The 23,836-nt window shown below is 52.8% G+C and carries 22 protein-coding genes and 1 other RNA gene; 12 read left to right on the top strand and 11 right to left on the bottom strand.

What is annotated here, in order from left to right:
- Nucleotides 1-123 precede the first annotated feature (123 nt).
- From J3P34_RS20415 to J3P34_RS20380, 8 genes are all read left to right on the top strand, one after another.
- Entirely contained in the window at nucleotides 124-1,647 is a 1,524-nt protein-coding gene (locus J3P34_RS20415; protein WP_210490479.1) for a sensor histidine kinase, read from the top strand.
- Nucleotides 1,628-2,335, top strand: coding sequence for a sensor histidine kinase (locus J3P34_RS20410; RefSeq protein ID WP_210490478.1), 708 nt, complete (start codon nucleotides 1,628-1,630; stop codon nucleotides 2,333-2,335). The genes J3P34_RS20415 and J3P34_RS20410 overlap by 20 nt, the downstream gene beginning before the upstream one ends.
- A gap of 45 nt (nucleotides 2,336-2,380) precedes the next feature.
- Nucleotides 2,381-2,857, top strand: coding sequence for a response regulator (locus J3P34_RS20405; protein WP_246853823.1), 477 nt, complete (start codon nucleotides 2,381-2,383; stop codon nucleotides 2,855-2,857).
- 62 nt (nucleotides 2,858-2,919) lie between these two features.
- Nucleotides 2,920-3,348 (top strand): response regulator, encoded by a 429-nt coding sequence (locus tag J3P34_RS20400; RefSeq protein WP_210464519.1) that lies wholly within the window; start codon nucleotides 2,920-2,922, stop codon nucleotides 3,346-3,348.
- Nucleotides 3,349-3,363: 15 nt separating this feature from the next.
- Complete coding sequence (locus J3P34_RS20395) at nucleotides 3,364-5,697, top strand: hybrid sensor histidine kinase/response regulator (protein WP_210490477.1); 2,334 nt, start codon at nucleotides 3,364-3,366, stop codon at nucleotides 5,695-5,697.
- Nucleotides 5,698-5,771: 74 nt separating this feature from the next.
- Nucleotides 5,772-6,293: a DinB family protein gene (locus J3P34_RS20390; protein ID WP_210490476.1), complete on the top strand. Its 522-nt coding sequence runs from the start codon at nucleotides 5,772-5,774 to the stop codon at nucleotides 6,291-6,293.
- A 71-nt stretch (nucleotides 6,294-6,364) separates the two neighbouring features.
- Nucleotides 6,365-6,847, top strand: a complete 483-nt coding sequence (locus J3P34_RS20385; protein WP_246853822.1) for a nucleoside deaminase — start codon at nucleotides 6,365-6,367, stop codon at nucleotides 6,845-6,847.
- A gap of 281 nt (nucleotides 6,848-7,128) precedes the next feature.
- The gene (locus J3P34_RS20380; RefSeq protein ID WP_210490475.1) at nucleotides 7,129-7,887 is read left to right on the top strand and encodes an OBAP family protein; all 759 of its coding nucleotides are present in this window, start codon (nucleotides 7,129-7,131) and stop codon (nucleotides 7,885-7,887) included.
- A 46-nt stretch (nucleotides 7,888-7,933) separates the two neighbouring features.
- On the opposite strand, the gene J3P34_RS20375 is transcribed toward J3P34_RS20380, so the two are convergent.
- A complete protein-coding gene (locus tag J3P34_RS20375; protein ID WP_210490474.1) occupies nucleotides 7,934-9,244 on the bottom strand; it encodes a family 8 glycosyl hydrolase in 1,311 nt (436 codons plus the stop codon).
- 298 nt (nucleotides 9,245-9,542) lie between these two features.
- A complete protein-coding gene (gene ffh / locus J3P34_RS20370) occupies nucleotides 9,543-10,880 on the bottom strand; it encodes a signal recognition particle protein (RefSeq protein ID WP_210490473.1) in 1,338 nt (445 codons plus the stop codon).
- A gap of 217 nt (nucleotides 10,881-11,097) precedes the next feature.
- On the opposite strand from ffh, the gene J3P34_RS20365 reads away from it, so the two are divergent.
- From J3P34_RS20365 to J3P34_RS20355, 3 genes are all read left to right on the top strand, one after another.
- Entirely contained in the window at nucleotides 11,098-12,417 is a 1,320-nt protein-coding gene (locus tag J3P34_RS20365; protein WP_246853821.1) for a glycosyltransferase family 4 protein, read from the top strand.
- Between the two features lie 80 nt (nucleotides 12,418-12,497).
- Nucleotides 12,498-13,817, top strand: coding sequence for a polysaccharide deacetylase family protein (locus tag J3P34_RS20360; protein ID WP_210490472.1), 1,320 nt, complete (start codon nucleotides 12,498-12,500; stop codon nucleotides 13,815-13,817).
- Between the two features lie 129 nt (nucleotides 13,818-13,946).
- Nucleotides 13,947-15,449: an oligosaccharide flippase family protein gene (locus J3P34_RS20355; protein WP_210490470.1), complete on the top strand. Its 1,503-nt coding sequence runs from the start codon at nucleotides 13,947-13,949 to the stop codon at nucleotides 15,447-15,449.
- Nucleotides 15,450-15,483: 34 nt separating this feature from the next.
- On the opposite strand, the gene J3P34_RS20350 is transcribed toward J3P34_RS20355, so the two are convergent.
- The 4 genes from J3P34_RS20350 to J3P34_RS20335 all read right to left on the bottom strand — a co-directional run bounded on the left by J3P34_RS20350 (nucleotide 15,484) and on the right by J3P34_RS20335 (nucleotide 19,554).
- Nucleotides 15,484-16,569 (bottom strand): glycosyltransferase family 4 protein, encoded by a 1,086-nt coding sequence (locus tag J3P34_RS20350; RefSeq protein ID WP_210490469.1) that lies wholly within the window; start codon nucleotides 16,567-16,569, stop codon nucleotides 15,484-15,486.
- Nucleotides 16,570-16,589: 20 nt separating this feature from the next.
- A complete protein-coding gene (locus tag J3P34_RS20345; RefSeq protein ID WP_210490468.1) occupies nucleotides 16,590-17,276 on the bottom strand; it encodes a class I SAM-dependent methyltransferase in 687 nt (228 codons plus the stop codon).
- A gap of 27 nt (nucleotides 17,277-17,303) precedes the next feature.
- A complete protein-coding gene (locus J3P34_RS20340) occupies nucleotides 17,304-18,317 on the bottom strand; it encodes a Gfo/Idh/MocA family protein (protein ID WP_210490467.1) in 1,014 nt (337 codons plus the stop codon).
- Nucleotides 18,318-18,423: 106 nt separating this feature from the next.
- Nucleotides 18,424-19,554: a DegT/DnrJ/EryC1/StrS family aminotransferase gene (locus J3P34_RS20335; protein ID WP_210490466.1), complete on the bottom strand. Its 1,131-nt coding sequence runs from the start codon at nucleotides 19,552-19,554 to the stop codon at nucleotides 18,424-18,426.
- 224 nt (nucleotides 19,555-19,778) lie between these two features.
- Between J3P34_RS20335 and J3P34_RS20330 the strand changes: the two genes are divergently transcribed.
- Entirely contained in the window at nucleotides 19,779-20,645 is an 867-nt protein-coding gene (locus J3P34_RS20330) for a DUF6565 domain-containing protein (protein ID WP_210464507.1), read from the top strand.
- Between the two features lie 102 nt (nucleotides 20,646-20,747).
- Here the strand turns inward: J3P34_RS20330 and J3P34_RS20325 are convergent, their stop codons facing one another.
- The 5 genes from J3P34_RS20325 to ffs all read right to left on the bottom strand — a co-directional run bounded on the left by J3P34_RS20325 (nucleotide 20,748) and on the right by ffs (nucleotide 23,733).
- A complete protein-coding gene (locus J3P34_RS20325; RefSeq protein ID WP_210490465.1) occupies nucleotides 20,748-21,635 on the bottom strand; it encodes a glycosyltransferase family 2 protein in 888 nt (295 codons plus the stop codon).
- Nucleotides 21,625-22,335 carry a cell division ATP-binding protein FtsE gene (locus tag J3P34_RS20320; protein ID WP_210490464.1) on the bottom strand — a complete coding sequence of 237 codons (711 nt, stop codon included), beginning with the start codon at nucleotides 22,333-22,335 and terminating at the stop codon, nucleotides 21,625-21,627. The genes J3P34_RS20325 and J3P34_RS20320 overlap by 11 nt, the downstream gene beginning before the upstream one ends.
- 113 nt (nucleotides 22,336-22,448) lie before the next feature.
- The gene (locus tag J3P34_RS20315) at nucleotides 22,449-22,652 is read right to left on the bottom strand and encodes a fructose-6-phosphate aldolase (RefSeq protein ID WP_123128844.1); all 204 of its coding nucleotides are present in this window, start codon (nucleotides 22,650-22,652) and stop codon (nucleotides 22,449-22,451) included.
- A gap of 89 nt (nucleotides 22,653-22,741) precedes the next feature.
- The gene (gene fsa, locus J3P34_RS20310) at nucleotides 22,742-23,398 is read right to left on the bottom strand and encodes a fructose-6-phosphate aldolase (protein ID WP_210490462.1); all 657 of its coding nucleotides are present in this window, start codon (nucleotides 23,396-23,398) and stop codon (nucleotides 22,742-22,744) included.
- A 235-nt stretch (nucleotides 23,399-23,633) separates the two neighbouring features.
- Nucleotides 23,634-23,733, bottom strand: an RNA gene (gene ffs / locus J3P34_RS20305) — signal recognition particle sRNA small type.
- Nucleotides 23,734-23,836 lie beyond the last annotated feature (103 nt).

Raw genomic sequence — 23,836 nt, 5'->3', positions numbered from 1 at the left:
CGCAGGTTTTCCTTTAGCTGCCACGCATAAAGCATACATAACTTAAGTACCGGGTAGCGCCGTATCCTCTATCTTTGAGGTTGACTTCAGCCACCTAAGGCCTCCCCCCTGAGAGGTAAACCTATGAAACTAATCACTACCATCTATACCGCCATTGGGTTAATATTGGTCATGCTATGCATTGTAACGGTAGGCTATATCCACCAGACCCGGAAGGTGAAGAACAGTATTGAAGACGTTCTTTACACTTCCAGCGTCATCAGGGAGGGTGAGCGCGCCCAGAAACTGATCCTGGACCTGGAAACCGGCCTGCGGGGTTATCTGCTTACGGGGCAGCACGCGTTTCTGGAGCCTTACCATCGGGGAAAAACCGAGTTTGAGGTTAGCATGAGAAAGCTTGACTCACTTACGGAGTCGTACCCAGAGCAGAATGCATTGGTGCATGGGATAAAAAATGATGCCGATGTGTGGCTGAACTCGTTTGCCGCCCCGCTGCTGAAAAGCAAAGCCCGCGAAAGACTCAGCGCCGTTGACAAAGCCCAATATGATTCCCTTTTCAACAACACCGTGCAACTGGGAATAGGCAAGAGCCTAATGGACAAAGCCCGTGGCCGCTTTGATAAAATCAGGGACCAGGAGGAACGTATTAAAGAAGACCGGTTAAAGGGGTTGAACGCCTCCCTCATCAGAACAAACGAAATTGCCGTGGGCCTTACCCTGCTGTCTATTATTGCGGGTGGGTTTATGGCTTATCTTTTGGGAAAAACCATCAAAAGAAGGTTCAAGCGCATGAATGAACTGGCCCACAGTATTGCCCAAGGCGATTACAGCGTTTCATTAGAAGACAAACGCAATGATGAAATCAGTAGCCTTACCAAATCATTGAACGTGATGGCCGCCAAACTACAGAACAGTTTCACCCACCTCACCAAGATGAATAAGGAACTTGACCAGTTTGCCTACGTGGTTTCCCATGACCTGAAAGCCCCTTTGCGGGCCATCAATAACCTGGCCGAGTGGATTGGGGAAGACCTGCAGACCCAGGACCCGGATATCATCAAGAACCTCTCTATCTTGCGGGGACGGGTACACCGGATGGAAAACCTCATCAACGGTATCCTGGCGTATTCCCGGGTGGGCCGTCAATCCCTGCCCTCTACCCGCTTCTCGGTGCAGGACCTCTTGAAGGAAACGCTGGAAAACCTGGCGCCTCCGGCCAGCTTTGAGATCAAAACGCTTACACCGCTGCCCACCCTCACCGGGGAACGGACCCTCTTTTACCAGGTGCTCTCTAACCTGCTCAGCAACGCCTTTAAGTACCACCACACCCAGAACGGCCGCATAGAGATACAAGCCAAAGAGTTACCGGGCTTATATCAGTTTGAGATTAAAGACGACGGCCCGGGCATACCCAAAGAATACCAGACCAAGGTCTTCGGGATTTTCCAGACCATGGAAGCGCGTGATGTGAAAGAAAGCACAGGCGTGGGGCTTTCCATTGTGAAAAAGATAGTGGAAGAGAAAGGCGGCCAGATCTGGATTGAATCTGAGAAAGGGCAAGGCACCACCTTCGTGTTTACCTGGCCTAAGGCGCAAGTGACAAATCAAACGACAACCTCATACTACCATGATGGAGCAAAAGCATAACTGCCAGCAACAGTTAGAGGACCTGCGGAAAGAATACGAGGAGTTCGCCTACATCGTGTCCCATGACTTGAAGGCTCCCCTGCGGGCGATCAGCAACCTATCAGCGTGGATAAAGGAAGATATGGGTGATAACCTGGAGCCCGATATCCAGAACAACATTCGCTTGCTGCAGAACCGCACCGACCGCATGGAAAGGATGATCAACGGCCTGCTGGACTTCTCCCGCGTGCCCCGCTTCGATCTGGAAATACGGGAGGTAAACGTGCAGGAAATGGTAGCGCAGCTGGCAGCCCAGATGCGGGAGCAGCATTCCCTCATTTTGCACGCCCAAAACCTGCCAACTCTTACCACCTACGCTAGAAAACTGGAGACCGTATTCCAGCATTTGCTCCAGAATGCCGTTACTTACAATGAAAACCAGACCCGAGAGGTCTGGGTGGAAGCCGCCGAGGCGGAGAACACCTACCAATTCCGGGTGAAGGACAACGGCATTGGGATCTTGGTAGACGCGCAGGAAAAGGTGTTCAGGATGTTCTATACCGTGCAACCCAAAGACCAGCAGGAATCCTTGGGCGTGGGCCTCACCATCACCCGCAAGATCATTCAGTTTGTAGGCGGCACCCTGGAACTGCGTTCAGAGCCGGGCCAAGGCACGGAAATTACCTTTACCTGGCCAAAAACAGTATAATAGCATTTTATATAAACCATTTCATTCAGCCTAACCCACGGACCTATGCACAAGCCCAGCCAATTTTCAGAATCTGGAGTTGACCAGAGTTCCGGTTACAGAGACAACATGGAAGACAAAGAAGTAAATATCCTTCTGGTAGAAGACGACGAGGTAGACATCATGAACGTGCAGCGGGCCTTCAAAAAAAATAACATCACCAATCCGCTGCACATTGCCCATAACGGTCTGGAGGCCCTGGAGATGCTCAGGGAGGGTGCCATTCCCATGCCGCCTATCATCATTCTGGACATTAACATGCCCAAGATGAACGGCATTGAGTTTCTGCAGGAACTTCGCAAAGACCCGTCCTTGAACCGCATCAGCGTATTTGTTATGACCACCTCAAACGAAGACAGTGACAAAATCAACGCCTACAACTTCAATGTGGCAGGCTACATTCTGAAACCGCTTTCGTTTGAGAAATTCCTGACTTCAGTGGCCACCTTGAACAGATATTGGAAATTGTGCGAACGGCCCTAAGAAGAGTGCAAAATTGTTTGTATTTTTAGATTCTCCCCCTGCTTACCTCTAACTCAAAAGTTTTGAAAACGAACCAAGCCCATATACTCTTAGTGGAGGATGATCCGCAGGATGTTGCCGCCACCAAACGTGCTTTTCTGGCGCAAGGTGTTGAAAGCCCCATGCATGTGGCTGCCAACGGGAAAATTGCCTTGGATATGTTGCAAGGCAGGGGAACGCCTGCGCTACATCCGGTTCCCCGGATTATCATCCTGGACCTGGACCTCCCTGAGATGGGCGGTCTGGAGTTCCTGAAGGAGCTCAGGAAAGACGAGAAACTCAAGTCCTGCAGTGTTTTCGTGATGACCGGCCAAAGCTCTGAAAAAGACGTTCTGGAGGCGTATGACCTGAATGTGGCCGGCTACATTGTGAAGCCCATTCAGTACGATTCTTTTCTGGAAGCCATCGCTACCCTGAATTCATTTTTAAACCTGATTGAACTCCCTAACTAACGACTTTCCACCCCCATGGAGCCCGCAGTAAAACTTTTGATTGTAGACGACGATGAAGTAGACCGGATGATCATAAAAAGGTCTCTCCGGACCGCCAAGGTAGAAGCTTCCATCACCAACGCCGCCCTGGGCATGGAAGCCCTGGAGGCGCTGGAAAAGCAAACCTTTGATTTCATCTTCATTGATTTCATGCTGCCAGACATGAACGGTCTGGAACTGCTGCAGCAGATCAGGGAGAAAGGCATTACCACCCCCGTGCAGATTGTCACCTCTCAGGGGGATGAGCGTATTGCCGTGGAAGCCATCAAAACCGGGGCTTCAGACTACCTGCCCAAAACCCTGCTTACCCCAGAAGGCATTTCCCAGAGCATCAGAAGCGCCATAAGGCTGCACCGGATTGAGCAGGAAAGGCTACAGACGCAGGAGCAGCTGGCCGGCACGCAAAAGCAACTGGAAACGGTGATCAACGGGGCTCCCATAATCCTGTGGGCCGCCGATCAGGACGGCATCATCACCATGGCCCGCGGTAAAGGCCTCACCCTCATCGGGAAAGTGGAATCACAGTCGGTGGGCTCGTCTATTTATGAAATCTACGGGGCATACCCTAATTTTCTTACCTGTGTAAAGCGCTCCATCCAGGGGTACCAGGCCAAATGCACCATCAACATCAGCGGTGTCTGGTTTGACTGCCTTTTCCTTCCCTTAAAAGACACGCACGGAAAACCAGGCGGCGTCATTGGGGTAGCCTATGACATTACCGAGCGAATCCTTATTGAGGAGGAACTCAAGAAAGCCAAAGATGAAGCCCTTAGCATGGCCCGGGTCAAAGAACAATTCCTGGCCAACATGAGCCACGAGATCCGCACGCCCATGAACGGGATTCTGGGCCTGAGCGAAGTACTCGCCAAAACACCCATGGACGAGAATCAGCGTGAATACCTGCAGGGCATCCACACCTCGGCCAACAACCTCATGGTGATCATCAATGACCTGCTGGACTTCTCTAAGATAGAGGCCGGCAAAATCACCTTTGAGATCATTCCCTTTGACCTGAAGCAACTCATCAAACAGCTGCTGGATGTCTTGGAGATCAGGGCCAAAGAACGGAAAAACGCCTTGAAACTGCTTATAGACCAGGATATTCCAGCCATGGTGGAGGGCGACCCGTTCCGTCTGAGCCAGATTCTCAACAACCTACTGGGCAACGCCATCAAGTTCACAGAGGGCGGCACAGTGCGGCTCAACGTGGAAGTCATTGCCCAGGAAGAAGACCAGCTACAGCTGGAATTCACCGTGAAAGACACCGGCATTGGCATTCCGGAGGAGAAGCTGGAAACCATCTTTGAGAAATTCACCCAGGGCAGCAATGACACTACCCGCAAATTTGGGGGCACGGGCCTGGGCCTTTCCATCGCCAAGGAATTGGTAGAAGCGCAAGGGGGCCAGATATCCGTGGAAAGTACGCTCAACGTGGGCAGCACTTTCCGTTTTGTGCTTCCTTTCAGAAAAGTAACCGGAAAACCCGACCAATACGCCAGAACTTCGCAGCTTCCCTCCCACAATACGCAGCTGCTCCGGCACGCCCGGATACTCCTGGCCGAAGACAATGCGGTAAACCAGATGCTGGTGACCAAGGTATTGCGGGACCATGAAGTAGAGGTGACAGTAGTGAACAATGGCCGCGAAGCCCTGGACTTGCTTGCCCAGGAGACCTTTGACTTGATCCTGATGGACATGCAAATGCCTGAGCTGGACGGGTACGAGGCCATGCAGTATATAAGAGAGCACCTGCCCGCCTGCCAGGAGATTCCAATCATAGCTTTGACGGCGCATGCCTCTGAAGGTGAGTTCAAAAAGTGCCTGGCCGCCGGCGCCAATTCCTACATCTCCAAACCCTTCAAAGCCGAGGACCTGCTGCAGGAAATTTCCGGTTTGCTCCAAGCCGGAGGTAAAGAGGAAGAAATAGACCGATCTGTTGACCAAGCCCAGGAGGTGCGCATAGACCTGTCTTACCTGGAGAACTTCGCGAACGGCAACGTTGAGTTCATGCGTGACATTCTGCGGCTCTTCATTGAACAGACGCCCAAGTTGGTGCAGGAATTAACCAGGGCCGTTTCGCTCTCCAACTGGAACGAAACCAGGACCCTTGCCCACAAAATCAAGCCGTCTATTGCCTTGGTTGGTATCCGGGAACTGGAGGACCTGAACAACACCATTGAGCAGTTTGCCTTGAACCGCACCAACACCGAGCAGATTCCGGCGCTGGTGCAGCAAATGGTGCTGTTGGTGAACCGGTCTGTCCAGCAACTCAAAAAAGAGCTGGAAAGCCTACAAGGGAAGTTGGTTTAGTCTGCCCTTACTTGTTTAGGGGGTATTTTCATGAAATCGGCCCCTAAATGGGTTCTACCCAATAAACTTACGCCATGAACCACCAGCTGCAATCCTCTTTCCAGCACCTTGAAAAACAGCGCGAGGAGTTCAGTGCGTGGGTACAAAAGGCCCCAGCCGAAAGGCAGCACCGCAAACCGACTCCGGATCAATGGTCGGCGGCGCAGTTGCTGTATCACCTGTCCAGGGTAGACCAGCAAGTGGTCTTGGGCCTGGAGAAAAGATTAGGCAGCGGCAAGGCTTTGCGACCCATGCGGCTGGGCACCAGAGTGCGATCTTTTCTTCTGAACCTGTTATTAAGGCTGCCTATCAAGTTCAAAGCGCCGCCCGCGGTGAGCGAGGTACCCGAGGAAGTGCAGATTTCAGAGGTGATGAAAGATTGGGGAGAAACCCGCGCCCGGCTTCTGGCCATTGTATCCACATTTCCAGAAGATCAGCTTAACCGGGAGGTGTTTTTCCATCCGCGGTCCGGCATGATTACCCTTCCGCAGACGCTCCAGTTTATGATTGAGCACACCGAGCACCACCGTCGGCAGATGCGGCGGCTTCTTTCTTAACCTTCCTTTCTTATCTTTGCAGCCCTTTTGCCGTAATCTGGCATAATCTTACTTATTTAACCTTTACCCTCATGGCTGATACCTCGTCCAAAGAAAACTTCATGCGCGAAGCCATCCGGCTTTCTATAGATAAAATGAAAGAAGGCAAAGGCGGACCGTTTGGTGCGGTGGTGGTGAAAAACGGCGAGATCATCGCCCGCGGCTTCAACAATGTGACCTCCAGTAACGACCCCACGGCCCACGCCGAGGTAGATGCCATCCGGAAGGCCTGCCAGGCATTGGGTACCTTCCAGCTTTCAGGTTGCGAACTCTACACCAGCTGCGAACCCTGCCCCATGTGCCTGGGCGCCATTTACTGGGCCCGCCCTGATAAAGTGTACTTTGGGAACACCAAGGCAGATGCCGCCGCCATCGGGTTCGATGATGCCTTCATCTACGAAGAACTGGAACTCCCCCTCCACTCCCGCTCCCTACCCATGGAACAGCTCCTCCGCGATGAAGCGCTGGAAGGCTTCAAAGAATGGGAAAAGCACGAAAGCCGCACGGATTATTAATTGCTGATTGGTGATTGTTGTTTGTTTTCAGGGAGGCACCTATCTGGTAACTTCGGCCTAACTATTTTGCACCTGGCAGGATTATGGGAATGCTGCTCAAAGGCATACCACCTAAGCGGCCATCCAAAACCAAATGAAAACGAGAAAGGCTGGTAAACGCATTTACCAGCCTTTCTCGTTTTGGGCCTGTTTTATAGAAATCAGCCTTAAAACGGATTCCTTAAGTATCAGCCTAAGAGATTTTTCCGCCGTAGTTAGAAGCAGTACCCAAGCTCCTGACTATGAAAAAGAACCTTTTTACTCCCCTATGCTATTTTGCTTTCCTTTTGCTGGTTTCCTGCGGGGGAAACAACACCGATTCTAACGTGACGGCACCCGGGGCGGAGAAAAACCCCAAATCCAAGGTGATGGAGGCCGGCTCCGATCTGCTGCAGAAAAAGTCGCCCATCTCCAAGATAAACATGTACCTGGACGGGTTCCATTTCTACAACGGCAACCTACAGGGCCAGATGGAGGCACACCATTACGTGACCCAGGTAAACGAAGACCTGCACCAGGCCCTGATGTACGACGGCAACGGACCCAACGCCAAACTGATGGGTGTGGAGTACATCATCTCCGAAAGGTTGTTCAAAAAGTTGCCCCTGGAGGAACGCAAACTCTGGCACAGCCATTCGTACGAGGTGAAATCCGGGGAATTGATTGCGCCGGGCATCCCCGATGTGGCAGAACATGAGCTCATGGAAAAACTGGTGAGCACCTACGGAAAGGTCATCCACACCTGGCACACCGACCGGGACCTGGAACTTCCCTTAGGCAGCCCGATGATCATGATGGGCTTCACCAAAGACGGGCAGTTAAAAAAGGAACTGATAGCAGACCGGGACAAGCGCTTCGGGGTCTCCACCGCTGATAAACGGAAACAGCGCGCGGATATTCCCATGCCCCAAGTGGTGCAAGGCGCCAACGCCTGGGAAAAAGGCGAGGTCCGCCAACTACAGATCACGAACAAATACGAAGCCCCCGAGCACCAGCATTAAAGGCTTTTTAAGGCTGATTTTCTAAAAACAGGCTCTAAACAGAACCTTACTGCGGCGGATAAATCTGGAACTGTCCGCTGCAATGCAGCAGGCTCATCAGGTAGAGCAATCCACCGTAATAGCGGTCTCCCAGGGTATGCGGCACGGGCAGATTCCAGAGGGCCTCCACAAATTCCTTTGCCACCGGATGCGTTGCGGCCAGGCTTGCTACTGCGTTCGTGGAAACCAAACCCGCGGAAGGTCCTGGACTTACCTTTTTACCATCAAGGGTGTAGATGTGGCCATAGGATGAGAGCCCCTCCCTGGCAAAAAAGGACTGGATTCTGTTGCTAAGTTCTACTTCCCGCGGGTCTTTCTGCCACCAGGCCCAGTCCACGCTCCAGTTCATGGCCGTCCGCCAGGAGTCATAGGCAAAGTGATGCGAGTTGGGGTTGAACGGCGTAGTCACCGGTTTCCCGTCAAAGTGGGCGTAATCCGGAGCCAGGCCTGTCACCGGGTGCGTGGTTTTCTGAAAGTAGGCCCGGCTTGTATCGGCGGCGGCTTTCCAAAATGCTCGATCTGGCTGAGGTCCCCATAGGGCCCATAATTCATAGAAAGCAGGCAGGTGGTAGGAAGGATCAGAGAACTTGCGGCCCTGGTTTGTGGGCACAAACAAAATCATTTTGTGCTGCTCATTCACCATAGGGCCTGAGGTCTGCGGCCCGAATTTGGTTGTACCCGAAATCTCCGGGTGATGGCGCATGGTGGTGAGGATCTTGTCAGCCCAGGCTTTGTAGTTATAGATGCCCTCGCCGTTGCCCCACCTTCCGGAAGCAAAATACAGTGCCGTCACAAAGTATTCTTCCCCGTCAGGAGCCGGTCCTTCTGAGTTGCGGGTGCCATCCGGCTTCACAGACCAGGCAAAGTACCCTTCAGAAGGGTGTCCCGGCTGGTCTATATACATGTACGTAAGGGCGTAATTCCAAAGTGCATCAAACTCGGCTTTCTTGTCCAACTGCACGGCAATCATCATCCCGTAAGACATGCCTTCGCTGCGCACATCCTTGTTGTAGACATCGTAGATATAGGATATCGGCCCCTGGTCATTCTTCCCTGCCTGGAAGTAGATTCTCTGGGTGGCAGAGTCTCCCTGGAACAGTTGCTGGTAGCCTACCTTTATCTTCTGGTTGATTTCCTCCTCTGAATGGCCGTTCTCTTTGAAAAGATTCCGAAACTGCTTTGTAGCATAGGCACCCTTACCGGCATTCTCCTTTAGTATGGTAGATAGGGAGGTACTCTCTCTTGGCGCGCAGGAAGTAAACACACCAGCAAAAACAGTAAACGCCAAAGCAGCAGTCCAAACACGAGCTTTCATCATTTGTCTTGTTCTTAAGAGAAGGTTGGAATAAGGAATTGAAAGATACTCTTATTTTCCTATTGATGAACTAGCGCTAGAATTTGGTTGGACTTCCTGATGAAGGGAAATCCCAAATTGACAGCACACGCATATTTTCCCCCTTTGAAGGGGGCAATATGCGTATTGGGTTTCTTCGGAGAACACGCCCCATTTATACCCTGTTTTCCTGAAAACACCCCAAAAACAAAAGACCCGCACCAAGTTAGTGCGGGTCTTTTTATTAAATATGCTTGTTGATCTTCTAACAATTTACAATTGATTACCTACGTCCCATCATGCTGCCCAGTTTGGCAAGGCCGCCTTTGGTGCCGGCCATTTTGTTCATGCTGCGCATCATCTTACGCATGTCATTGAACTGCTTCATGAGGTTGTTCACCTGCTGGATATTGGTGCCGGAGCCTTTCGCGATACGGTTACGGCGGCTGCCGCTGATCATATCCGGGTTCTGACGCTCTTCTTTGGTCATGGATTTGATGATGGCCTCAATGGGTTTGAAGGCGCTCTCGTCAATCTCCACGTCTTTCAGCATTTTGCTTACGCCCGGGATCATGCCCACCAGGTCTTTGATATCACCCATCCGCTTGATCTGCTCCAACTGTGACAGGAAGTCATCAAAGTTGAACTGGTTCTTGCGGATGTTCTTGTTGATACGCTTGGCTTCTTCCTCATCGAAGGTCTGCTGCGCGCGCTCCACCAGGGAGATCACGTCACCCATCCCCAGGATACGCTGGGCCATCCGGTCTGGGTAGAACAGGTCCAGGGCTTCCATTTTCTCACCGGTAGAGATGAACTTGATGGGTTTCTCTACTACGGCTCTGATGGAAAGGGCCGCTCCACCACGGGAGTCACCGTCCAGTTTGGTCAACACCACGCCGTCAAAGTTAATGCGCTCGTTAAAGGTTTTGGCGGTGTTCACGGCATCCTGACCGGTCATGGAGTCTACTACAAACAAAGTCTCAGTAGGCTTGATGGCCTCCTTAATGTTGTAGATCTCTTGCATCATGGCCTCGTCCACGGCCAAACGACCGGCGGTGTCAATGATGACTACTTTCTTGCCAGTACGCTTAGCATGTTCTACCGCATTACGGGCGATGGATACCGGGTCTTTGGATTCGCGCTCAGCGTAGAACTCCACGCCTACCTGGTCAGCCAGGACGTTCAGCTGGTCAATAGCGGCGGGGCGGTACACGTCACAAGCGGCCACCATTACGCCTTTTCCCTGTCTTTTCAGGAAACTGGCCAGTTTACCGGTGAACGTGGTTTTACCAGATCCTTGCAGACCGGCAATCAAAACAATAGCCGGAGAGCCGTTGATGTTAATGTCTTTCTTCTCGCCACCCATCAACTCGGTGAGTTCTTCGTGCACGATCTTCACCATCAGCTGGCCCGGTGACACGGCAATCAGCACGTCGCGGCCCATGGCCTCGTCTTTGATTTTGTCGGTCACAGTTTTGGCCACCTTGTAGTTCACGTCGGCATCCACCAGCGCGCGGCGCACCTCTTTGATGGTCTGGGCAACGTTGATCTCGGTGATGCTGCCTTGCCCCTTCAGGGTTTTGAAGGCGCGGTCCAGCTTGGTACTTAGATTCTCAAACATGTGTGGTATATGACTGAGTTAGATATTTTTCAAGGATTGACAAAGACAAAAATAAGGAGAATTTGCGGAAGTTCACCATCTTTTACCCGCAGGTGCGTATATTCGGACTTAACTATACAGCGGTGAGCGCAACCTGTTTTTGCCTTGTTTTCCCTAAAACAACCCAAAAGCAGATTACGTTCGCTCCATTGATTCTATTACCTGAAGTTTAAAGCCCTTGAAATCACCGGTTCCCACAACTCCCCAGCATGCTTTATTGGTCACCTACTACTGGCCGCCGTCTGGCGGGGCCGGCGTGCAACGCTGCCTCAAGTTTGTAAAGCACCTGCCCGAGTTTGGGGTAACGCCTACTGTAATCACCGTGGATGAGAAACAGGCCTCCTACCCGGTCTTGGACCAGACGTTGACCGCAGAGGTGCCCGCCGGGGTGAAGGTGATCAGGACTTCTACGCGGGAGCCGTTTGAGTTCTACAAGAAGATCACGGGCAAGAAAGACATTCCCTTCGGAGGATTTGCGAATACGGGCGGGGAAACCTGGAAGCAGAAGCTGTTCAAGTTCCTGCGGGGTAACCTGTTCATCCCCGATCCGCGGGTGGGCTGGAACCGCTACGCCTTCGCGGCGGCCCAGAAGGCCCTGACCGCCCAGCCCGTGAAAGCCATTGTCACCTCCAGTCCGCCCCACTCCACGCAACTCATCGGGCTGAAGCTGAAAAAGAAATACGGGCTTAGATGGATTGCCGACATGCGCGACCCCTGGACCGATATCTACTATTACCAGGACCTGAACCACACGGCCCTGGCCCAGCGCCTCGACGCCAAATACGAGCGTGAAGTGCTGGAGCTCGCCGATGCGGTAGTGGTGGTCTCGGAGGACATGAAGCGGCTGTTCCTGAATAAATCCCCGAACATCAACCCCAAGAAGATCCACGTGATCCCCAACGGGTACGATGAGGCCGATTTCGTGCATCCATCCACGCCTTCATCAGAGGAATTCATCATCACCTACACCGGCACGCTCACCGAGGCCTATAACGTGATCGGGTTTTTCCAGGCGCTTTGCGAGGTTATGACCCGGAACCCGCTCATGCGCTACAAACTTCGGTTCGTGGGTAAGGTATCGGCGGAGGTGCGACGGCAGATTGAAGAGGCCGGGTTGCCGCTCATCACCGAGTACATTGACTACGTGCCCCATGATGAGTCCATCAAATACCTCATGGCCAGCACCGTGCTGTTTATGGCTATTCCGGACGTGGAGAACAACCACGGCATTCTCACCGGCAAGCTGTTTGAGTACATGGCCGCGAACAAGCCCATCATCTGCATCGGGCCCGTGCATGGCGACGCCGACAAGATTCTGGACGAGTGCGGCGCAGGTCGGGTTTTCCATTATGCCGGCTACGACCTCATGGTGGATTACCTCATGCAAATGACCAAAAATTGGAAAATCAACCACAACCTGGACCTGCCCATCATCAATTACACCCAGTACTCGCGCCGCTCGCTCACCGAGCAACTTGCCAAACTGATAAACGGCTGAGCCGATTCATTTTAGGGCCATTTTTCTTAAAACGGCCCTAAATCCTATACCAGAACCAGAAAAAGCATCGTTTACAGCCCGTGAACAGCATTTTTGATTACGTCCTTTTTCATTTCCAGCGCCTGTACTATTTGCCCTCACCCATGGAGGTAAGTTACGGTCAGGATAACAAAAGCCGAATCCAAGTAACTGCCACCTCCAGCACTTTCTTCGGGCGGCAACTGCCCCACCCCGTGCAGACCGTCTGGAAAGAATGGCAAGGCACCAAGATCCCCCTCTTCTTTGACGAGACCCCGGACGAGCCCTGGTTTACCCAGAACGGCCAAGGGCAAGTGGTGATCCACTATGATTTGGTGACCTCGGCGTTTTACCTGTTGAGCGGCTGGCAGGAATTCTACGGCAAAGACCGCGATGAATTCAACCGGTTCCCGTACCGGGCTTCGCAGCAAAACCGCCACCGTTTCATCACCAAACCTCTGGTCAATTATTATCTGGAGATTCTTAAGGAAGCGGTGGAACTTGCCTACAGTCAGGAAATCAAGCCCCGCCTTTTGAACGGCAAACCCTTTGTCACCTGCCTCACCCATGACGTTGACTACTGCCAGAGCGCCTGGAAAGTGGCCGGGAAGCCTGCCCTGAAAAAGGGGAATCTAAGTTTGTTCCTGAAGTTGGCGCAGCAGAAATTCACCGGCCACGATGCTTGGTTTAACCTGCCGCAGGTAGAGCAAGAACTACAGAAACTCAACTCCAAAGGCACCTTCTTCTTCCTGCCCGAGGCCAAGCCCTTTGATGGTCACCCCAACGCCGACTATGACGTGGCTGACCCCAAGATCCAAAGTGAAATCATGCGCTTGGCCGCGGCAGGCCACGAGATTGGCGTGCACGGCAGCCACGGCACCGGCGCCAAAGCCCGCCAACTACAGACCGAGGTCGAGAAGCTGCCCCTGCCCGTCACTGGGAACCGTTTCCATTACCTGCGCTTTGACCCGGTGAAGACGCCCGCGGTGTTGGAGGAACTGGGTTTTGCCTATGACAGCACCCTGGGCTTCCCCGAGCATTACGGTTTCCGGAACAGTTACTGCCACCCGTTCCGGCTGTTCAACTTCAAGGACCGGAGCATGTCGCCCATCTGGGAGTTGCCCCTGAACCTGATGGACGTGACCCTGAACCACCCCAAGTACCTGCAGTTGCAGCGCCATGAGGTGTTGCCCGCCATTACGCCCATGCTGGAGGAGATCATCCGGTTCCACGGCACGTTTACCCTGCTCTGGCACAACGAGAACTTCAGCCCCTACGGCATGAAAGGCGGTTTGGAGATGTTCCGGGAGATCACCGGTTACCTGCAGAAGCGCCAGACCAGCTTCTGCACCGCCCGGGAAGTAATCAGCCAAATGCAGTAACGACGCGGTCAGGTCAATTTTACGGGCCATAGCGAAAGCCACCGCAGAAGCTGCTATTTTTGCGGTTCGGGCCGAGGCTATTTTAAGCCTGTTTTTGTAAAAACGGCCTCAAAACGCCGTACGCACTCCATGGATGTCATCCGCAAACAGGGCTATCTGAATACCATCATCTCCACCCTGGGGATGGTCATCGGGTACCTGAATACAGTTTTAGTTCTCCCATATTTCCTCGGCGACCCGGACAAAGTGGGGCTTACCCGATTTCTGCTGAGCGTTTCGCCCATGTTCGCGCAGTTTGCCGCCCTGGGGTTCACCAACACCAGCGCCCGCTTTTTCCCCTACTTCCGCGACCGCGACAAACAGCACAACGGCTTCCTGTTCCTGATGCTGGCCATTCCCATGCTGGGCTTCGCGGTGGTCACGGTGTTGTTCCTGCTGCTGAAACCGGCGGTGTTTGAGCTGTATCGGGTCACCTCGCCTTTGGCGGTGGATTACTATTATTACATCATCCCGCTCAGTTTTTTCACGCTGCTGTTCCTGCTGCTGGATGCGTACCTGCGCTCGCTCTACAAAACCATCGTGCAGACGTTCCTCCAGGATTTTCTGGTGCGCATTTTCACCATGATCTGCGCAGCGCTTTATTTTTGGGGCTGGATTGACTTTCAGTGGTTCGTGATTCTGTTCATCGTGGCTAATTCCAGCACAGCGTTGATCTGCATTGTGTATTTGCTGTGGCTTCGGCAGTTCTTTGTGCGGCCCGGCCGGAACATGTTCCAGATCGTGCCTATCAAAGAAGTAGTACAGTACGGCTTGTATGCGTTCCTGGGCAACATCTCCGGTACCATCGTGACCTTCACCGATACGGCCATGATCATGATGTACCGGGGCCTGGCCGATGTGGCGTTCTACACCACGGGGTACTTCATCACCAGCGCCATCCTGGTGCCGTACCGGTCCATGAACAAAATCCTGAGTCCGCAGGTAGCCGATCTTTTTAAGCAGGAGGACATGCCCGCCCTGGCGCGGCTCTACAAGAACATGACGCGGGTGAACCTGCTCATCGGGTTGCTGTTGTTTCTGGGCATCTGGTGCAACGTGGACAACATCTTCGCCTTCATGCCCGCCGAGTACAGCGCCGGTCGCTACGTGATCCTGTTCATGGGCATCGCCCGCATTTTTGAGCTGGCCACCGGCCTGAACGCCATGATCCTGGTGACCTCGCACAAATACCGCTATGACCTGATCCTGAACGTGGTTATGGTGATCCTGGTCATCTTCACCAATTACCTGTTAATCCCTACCTACGGCATCAGCGGGGCTGCTTTCGCCTCCATGCTGGTGCTCATCTTCATCAATGTCTTCCGGGTGGTGTTTGTGGGCTATTTTTTCAAAATGCAGCCCTTTGGGTGGGATTCTCTTCTGCTGCTGCTCATTGCCGGAGTAACTTACCTGGCCTCCTGGTTGTTGCCGCAACTGCCAGATGTTTTCGGGGGTACGCCATTGCTGGACATTGCCGTGCGGTCCATTTTGATTACCGCCGTGTACGGAGGTCTGGCCATCGGACTGAAGGTCTCGCCGGAGCTGAATAACGGCATCAGGAAAACCCTGCTGCGCTTTGGGCTGGCGAAATAGGTGGTAACTAGTACAGGTTCTGGTAAATGGAAGGTTATTTCTTATTGATCAACTGCGGAAGCAAAGCCAGCAACTCCTGCTCTCTTCTTGTCTCTGGATATTGCTCCTCGATGTTCGCTCTGGCTTTTTGACCGCGTTCAAGAAGATTATCAGCAGAATCAGCATAAAGGGCTTGCCTGATCAGTTGCTCCAGTAAATCCAGGTTTCTTTCCTGTAGCACAAAACCGCTTTCGCCAATTAGATCAGGCATAGCGGCCACGTTGCTGACCACAGGCACGCAGCCGCACAGCATACTTTCGCTCAGCGCATTCGGGAAGCCTTCTGACATGGAAAGTTGCATATAGAAGGTGTGGGCACTATAAATAGCCTTTAGATCGGCCAAGGGCATTTTAGGCAGCAGCTTCACGTTAGCCGGCTGGTTAGGGAAACGGAAACCGGTAGGCGCTCCTACAATGGTGAACGTTGCCTCCTGTACGCGGGGTGCTGCTTCCAGAATCAAATCCACGCCTTTTAACCGTTGGGTGAAACGCATGTCCAGTCCGGCGCAAACAGTCAGGAAAGTATTGGGCTGGCGGGTCACCGTAGGATCAGGTCTCCAGAAGGAGGCATCATACCCGTTGTACACCACCGTGTGCGGCGTCTTCAAATCAGGGCAATGGAACCGAAAACCCTGGTGCGGGAAATCGTGGGGTTGGTAGGTATAGTCCTGCCACACCAGTTTCTCATGCACCGGCACGATGTGCGCGGCCAACCCGTACGACCATCGGGCGAAACGGCCTAATAGCGGATTGGCGAAAACCCCGTACCCGATGCTGGGAAAAGCCACGCAGTCGGTGCCGCCAGCGACGATGAGGCAGGGTTTTCGGGCTATTTTCCCGAAAAGGGCCGGAAAATAGGAATGGTAGCCGGCGAACATAACCACCAGGGCCTGGGCTTGCCAGATATGGCGCAAAAGGAAAAGCACCTGACCCAGCCAGACCAAAGGCGTCTGCCACTTCTTCTTCGGCATAAAACCCCGGTGGCGCACTTCGTACTGCTGCTCCATAAGCCGCAGGTCTTTCACCACGAAGGAGGACTGGGCCGGGTAGAAATAAAGCAGAACGGGTTTACGCGCAGACATGGAAAAACAGGCTTAAAACGCTACAGCCACTTAGAGGACAGGTCCTGTAGCTTGAGGTCAACCTTAGACTTGGGTTGCACGGTTTCCGGCACCAGGCGCTGCCTCAGGATGATCCACTGGTAATCCTCTACCTGCGAGAACAGCGAATAGCTTTCCAGTTTGTGCAGGTACAGACCGGCGGAGTAGGTGTTGCGCAAGAGTTCATCTGTGTGGATGGGCTGGTCAATCACCTGCAACAGCTCCGGCTGATGCTCGCGCACCCAGGTCAGGTAAAGCGGGTGCGGAATGTTGATGGCCACGACAGACTTCTTGTGCAGATGCCGGGAAATCACCTGGAACAGGTTGGGGTGCTGCTCCAGCGGGATGTGTTCAATCACATCGGGCAAGACCACGAAATCGTATTTCTCCGGCCGGTTGAAATCGGTCATGTCAGTGACGGCGAACTCCACGTGGTTGAACTGCTGGTTGAACCGGCGGGCCATGTCAATGCTCTTCGGGCTGATGTCTACGGCCAATACTTTCCCCTGCGGCGTGGCTTTGCCCAAAAGATGCGTCACCGTGCCAATACCGCAGCCAATCTCAAGCACTTTGGAGTCAGCCTTCAGGCCGGCGGCTTTCAGGTTCTTCAAGATGGTCCGGTGCCGGATGTGGATGCCCTTCTGGAACTGCTGCTCGGTATAGTCGTCGTAAAAATCAGATACTGACATGGGTTTTTCTCTGTGGCCGGAAAGCCGTTACTTTTTCAATTCGTAAATGCGTTCAATGATCTCCACCACTTTAAGGCCTTCCAGGGCGTTAGTGGTGGCGAAGGTCTTCCCTTTCAACGTGTCAATCACGTTCTCGAAGATGAAATGATGGTTGGCGGCGCTGCCTTTGTAGTGGCCGTAGTCGTTGGCGGGGCTGCTGGGCGGAAGCTCCGGCATCACGTAGTCCTGCACGTGGCAGTACTCCACCTCGTTCATGTACTGGCCACCCACTTTGATGCTCCCCTTCTCCCCGATGATGGTCATGCTGCTTTCCAGGTTCGTGTCCCACACGGCCGTGGAATAGTTGAGCGTGCCGGCGCCTCCGTTCATGAAGTCAAAATGGATGAGTCCGCTGTCCTCGAAATCGGTGAGGTGTTGGTGGTTGAAATCCATGAACCGGCCGTGGATGTTCTTGATGTCCCCGAAGAGCCAGTACATAATGTCAATGAAGTGGCTGAACTGGGTGAACAGCGTGCCGCCGTCCAGTGCCTGGTTTCCTTTCCAGTTGCCGGCCTTGTAGTAGCGGTTGTCGCGGTTCCAGTAGCAGTTGATCTGCACCAGGTAAATCTGGCCCAGGCGCTGCTCTGAGATCATCTCCTTCAGCCACAGTGAAGGCGGGCTGTAACGGTTCTGCATCACGCAGAACACCAGCTTGGAGGTCTGCAAAGATTTGTAGATGATGCGCTCGCAGTCGGCTTTGCTCAGGGCCATGGGTTTCTCACAAACCACGTGGCTGCCGTTCTCCAGAGCCAGCATGGCCTGCTCGGCGTGGAAACCATTGGGCGTGCACACGCAGATGACATCGGCCTTGGGACCTGAGGCCAGGTACTCTTCCATGCTGGTGAAGAACGGCACCCCGAAAGGCTCCACTTCATCCAAACGGCCTGAGTCAGTGTCTACCATGGCTACTAATTCCCCCTCGGGGTGGCGCTGCACCATTGTGGCATGGCGCTTCCCTATGTGTCCCGCGCCGATGACGGCAAACTTTATCTTATCTGACATTATTCTAATTGAGAATTAAGAATCAGGAATTAAGAATTCCAGGATCCTGATTCATATTCCTTTTATGTTCCTTGTGGGTGCATTCATTAAAAAGCACCTGAATTGGCTATCCTTTAAAAAAGCTGATGACCGCTTCCGCGATGTAGGTCTGCTGTTCCTCGGTGAGTTCAGTGTGCATGGGCAGGGAAATCACCTTATGGCACAGTTCCTCGGAAATAGGGAAATCACCAGTTTTGTAGCCCAGGTTGGCGTAGGCTTCGTGCAGGTGCAGCGGCACCGGATAGTAGACCATGCTAGGAATCCCTTTCTCCTGGAGGTAGGCTTTCAAGGCATCGCGTTTCTCTGCGGGCACCTGGAGCGTGTACTGATGGAAGACGTGGCTGCTGTAAGGCGCTAGAGAAGGTATTTTGATTTCTTCCACCTCCGCGAAAAAGGCGTCATAAGTGCCGGCAGCTTTCTGGCGGCGCAGGATGAAATCGTCCAGTTGGGTGAGTTTCACCTCTAGCAAGGCGGCCTGCAGCGTGTCTAATCTAGAGTTGACGCCTACGCGGGAGTAGTGGTATTTCTTGTGCTGACCGTGGTTGGAAATCTGTTGCAAAGTAGAAGCAAGGTCAATGTCTTGGGTGAAGATAGCGCCGCCATCTCCCATGCAGCCCAGATTCTTGGACGGGAAAAAGGAAGTGGTCCCGATGTGCCCGATGGTACCGGCAAACGAGGTTCCGCCCTCGGCGTCTATGTACTGCGCCCCGATAGCCTGGGCATTGTCTTCAATCACGAAAAGCTCCTGCGCGATGGCCAGGTCCATGATCTCCTCCATGGGCGCACACTGCCCAAACAAATGCACCGGCATGATGGCCACTGTTTTCTCCGTAATAGCGGCGCGCACTTTGGCCGGGTCAATGCAGAAGGTATCGGGCAGCACATCCACGAACACCGGCTTGAGGCCCAGCAGGGCGATTACCTCAGCAGTAGCCACGTAGTTGAAAGTGGGCACAATCACCTCTCCGCCCGCGGGCAAATCCAGGGCCATAAGGGCGATTTGGAGGGCATCGGTGCCGTTGGCGCAGGGAATCACGTGGCCTACTTGCAGGTACTGGCCCAGGTTCTGGGCGAAGGCTTTCACCTGCGGTCCGTTGATGAAAGCGGTACTGTCTACCACCGCCTGCATGGCGGCATCAATCTGGGGTTTCAGGCGCTGGTACTGACCTTTGAGGTCTACCATCTGGAGCTGGTTCATGTATTCAATAGAAAAGACAAATATAAGTAGTAGTTACCGGAACCATACGTACTTCTCCCGGATAATTCCTGCCGCCAGAACAACAAACCGTTTCAATAACATTATTTGCAAAATACAATTACAAACGCTAACCATTAGCATTCTTATGTTAAACGAAACCTCTATAAACCGTTCTCGTTCAAAGCAAAGACAATTACCTTGTTCCATAAAACAACCTATAGACTATGAAAATGTACAATCCTGTTAAAAAAAGCACACTGGTGTTTGCGGCCTCTTTGGGGCTGGCCTTTACCCAGTTTGCGTGTAACCGCACGGAAAAAACCGACACTGCGGCTTCTACTACCACCACAACTACCTCTTCTCCAGACCAAGCCTACAATGATTATAAAAACCACGTAACTACCCTGGAGTCTGATGTACAACGCGGCTGGGATACCACTACCGCTGATGGCGATGCCCAAATGAAAAAGTGGCAATCTGACTATGAAGCCAAGCGTTCAGCAGTAGCACAGTACGAGAACGATTTTGACGAGAACCGCCGGAAAGAGTACTCCGAACTGCAGTCCCGATACAACACTGCCTGGGCTACCCGCGAAGAGCAGTACAACACCTGGCGCATGAGCCATCAAGGCACAGGTTTGGCCTCAGATTCCAGCAGAAGCACTTCCAGCCATACCGCTGATTTGGATGAAAGCAGAATCCCAACTTACACCGCTACCAACATCAGAACGGCGTATGAGGATTTCGTGAAGCACGTGGAAGCCCACAAATCCGGGTTCAGCAACGAAGACTGGAGAACCGTAGAGAAGTACTGGAACCAGTTGGATGACCGCAAAAACGCCATCCAAAGCCAGCTGACCGACAAAGACAAGTGGGAAATTGCCAAGGCCAAAACCAAATACGTGGCCATGAAAAACGCCAACAAAGCCGGCAACACCGCTTCTAAAGTTGGTTCAGACGTGAAAGAAGTGGGCAAAGACGTGTCTAACAGCAAAGTAGGTGAAGCTACCAAAGATGCAGGTAAGGCCGTAGGTAACACCGCCAAGAAAGCTGCCCAAAAAGTAGGCAACGCCGTGAAAGACAACGATTAATTAGGACGTCCTTTCATTGAATAAAAAAAGCCTCTCCGGTTGGAGGGGCTTTTTTATGCCTTCTGTTTGGCCTCGGATTGGTGAAAACAGGTCAGAAGCAGATTACTTCTTCAGGTACTTATCCAGCAGCAGCAGTCGATAAAGATCAAACATGCGCAGGTTTGGTTTGCGGGAAACCAGATTTTTCTTTAACAGAGGGAACAACCAGTTGCTGTTTTCCCGCAGAAGCTGGCCTACTTTCCACCTGGCGAGGGAGGCGTGCGCTTTCAGGAGTTTAGTATCTTTTCCAAGCCCGTGTTTACGGTGGAGGAGCACCAGGTTATGAAGCGCCTGTTGGGTCTTGAGCAGAAAAACATCGGCGGGCTCCAGGCCCAGGTGCCAGACTGGGTTGTCAATATGATGGACGTCTATCTGGCTCTGCTGCAGTCGCCAGGCGAAGAGCGTGTCTTCATGGCCGTAGCCGCTGAGTTCGTTTTGCGAGAAACAGGCCAAAAACACTTCTTTAAGCAGAAACAGGTTACTGGAGAAGACGCGCTGGTAAGGATTCTTCTGCCTTTCTCGGGCTGGGGCTTCCTCTCGGGCCTTGCCGTATTTCCAGCGCAGTTCCTGGCCAGTCGGAGGATTTTCTTTATACGCGACACCACCTACCGTTACTCCTTCGTCCCCAACCACAAGATACCTTTGCAGGAAATCAGGGTAAACGGGCAGTACATCATTGTCCAGGAAAAGCAGGTGCGGGAAACGGGCTTCCTGGGCTAGTTTGTAGCGGATTTGGGAGCGGCCTACGTTTTGGGGCAGCTTCTGGTAAACCACGCCGGAAACGCCTTCCAGGGATTGGTTCTGATGTTGGATTACTGCGTTAGAACCATCGTCATAGACCCTGATCTCAAAGGAGATGGGCAATGAACTGGCTTCCTGGTGCAGGGTTTCTACCAGCGCGGTAACGTTCTGGTTAAAGACGGGAATGAGTATGGATACCTCAGATTCCATCTATAAGGGAGAACTCCTCGCGGGTAGAGTCCAGGACCAGGCCTTTTTCGCACTTGAGGATGCGGCGCGGAAACCGTTTCAGGATGTGGTGGTTATGGGTGGCCATGAGCACGGCCGTGCCGCTGTTGTTGATCTCCTGGAACAGGTCCATGATGCCGTGGGTCACATCGGGGTCCAGGTTTCCGGTAGGTTCATCGGCGAACAGGATGAGCGGCTCGTTCAACAAGGCCCGGGCGATGACCACGCGCTGCTGCTCCCCGCCGGAAAGCTGGTGCGGCATTTTATTTGCCGAGGAGTCAAGGCCTACGCGCATGAGCACCTCAGAGATGCGGTTCTTGATGCGGGATTTATCGCCCCAGCCGGTGGCTTTGAGCACGAACTTGAGGTTGTCTGCCACGGAGCGGTCAAACAAGAGCTGGAAATCCTGGAAGACGATGCCAATCTTGCGGCGCAGGAAAGGCACCTGTTTCCAGGTAAGCGTATGGATGTTGTAACCGGCCACCTGCGCGGTGCCCGCCCGCAGGGGAAGATCGGCGTACAGGGTTTTCAGGAGCGAGCTTTTGCCGCTCCCGGTGCGGCCCACCAGGTACACAAACTCCCCTTTCTCAATGGTAAAGGTCACATCAGACAAGACGGTGTTCACATCCTGGAAAATAGACACTTTGTGCAGCGACACCACCGGGTTAGACGAGAAATCCATAGCAGGTAAAAGGTAAAGTTAAATGCTGCCAGGCAGCGGGTAATCTTGTGATAACGGCTTTAGAACAGCTAGTCAGGGTATCAGCGTTTTGCCGCCGTTCTCTAAAAACAGGCTTAAATTTCCAGTTTCTGCAGCTTGCCAAACTCCAGGCCGGCAATGACAGAGGCCAGCTCCTCCTCCTTGTTGTCCAGGCCGTAGCGGTCCAGGTTCTTCAGCGGCCGGTCGGCCCTGAAATAGGCAATCAGCACGAAGTTCTCATCGCGCAGCTGAATGTAGTCCGGGATCTTGGCCTTGCCTTTTACTTTGATGATGTACACCTTCTTTTAATTAGGAATTAGGAATTAAGAATTAGGAATGATGATTGCGACCCTAAATTCTTAATTCCTAATTCTAAATTCTCAATTATTTATGCGTTCGCTTTCTTGTGATCGGCGAGGAACTTGGCCAGGCCGCTGTCGGTGAGCGGGTGGTTCAGTAGGCCGGTGATCACGTTCAGCGGGCAGGTCACCACATCGGCGCCAATCTCGGCGCACTGCACCAGGTGCATCACGTGGCGCACAGAAGCAGCCAATACCTCGGTTGGGAAGCCGTAGTTCTGGTAAATCTGCACGATCTGCTCAATCAGGTTCAGGCCATCGGTCCCGATGTCATCCAAGCGGCCCACGAACGGAGACACGTAGGTAGCCCCGGCTTTGGCGGCCAGCAAGGCCTGACCTGCCGTGAAAACGAGCGTACAGTTGGTTTTGATGCCTTTATCAGTGAAATATTTTATGGCTTTCACGCCGTCGCGGGTCATAGGAACCTTCACCACGATGTTCGGATGCAGCTGGGCCAGCTCCTCTCCTTCTTTCACCATGTTGTCAAAATCAGTGGCAATGACCTCAGCGCTGATGTCTCCGTCTACAATCTCGCAGATGTCGCGGTAGTGCTTCATGACATTGTCATACCCCACAATGCCTTCTTTGGCCATGAGCGAAGGGTTGGTGGTAACGCCGTCCAGCACGCCTAAATCATGGGCTTCGCGGATTTCAGCAAGATTAGCGGTATCAATGAAAAATTTCATAGTTGAAGTAGTTTGGAAACACAAATCTAGTTCAATCTGCTGTAAAACCGAATGGCCGCCGCAAGTATTTTAGCCTAAAGGAATTGCCTTGGTCAGTTGATTAGACTTGGCTGAAAAACTGAAGGTAATGTGTTCGTTTCAGGCCTCTTTTGGGAAAATCGGGCTTAAAACAGGCACTTGGGAAGGAAGTGGGGTGTTGATTGACGGAAGGAAATCCGTTGGGGTATGGGCAAAAAAAAGCGGCAAATCGAGTATCGCGCCGCTCAACCACCTACCCTTGCTCCCTTCCGGGCCTGGGGGAGTTCAGCAGGAGCTGGCCGTACCGATTTGCCGTTGCAAAGATAGGAACACTTTTGTTCACCGCAAGCGGTTTTCTGTCTATTTTCTGAAAAACAGGCCAAATACACAGTTTTCGGCCACCCGTCTTACAAGAATAAA

The organism is Rufibacter aurantiacus, from assembly GCF_017916345.1.
Lineage (GTDB): Bacteria > Bacteroidota > Bacteroidia > Cytophagales > Hymenobacteraceae > Nibribacter > Nibribacter roseolus.
This window is presented reverse-complemented; position numbering and strand designations above follow the sequence as displayed.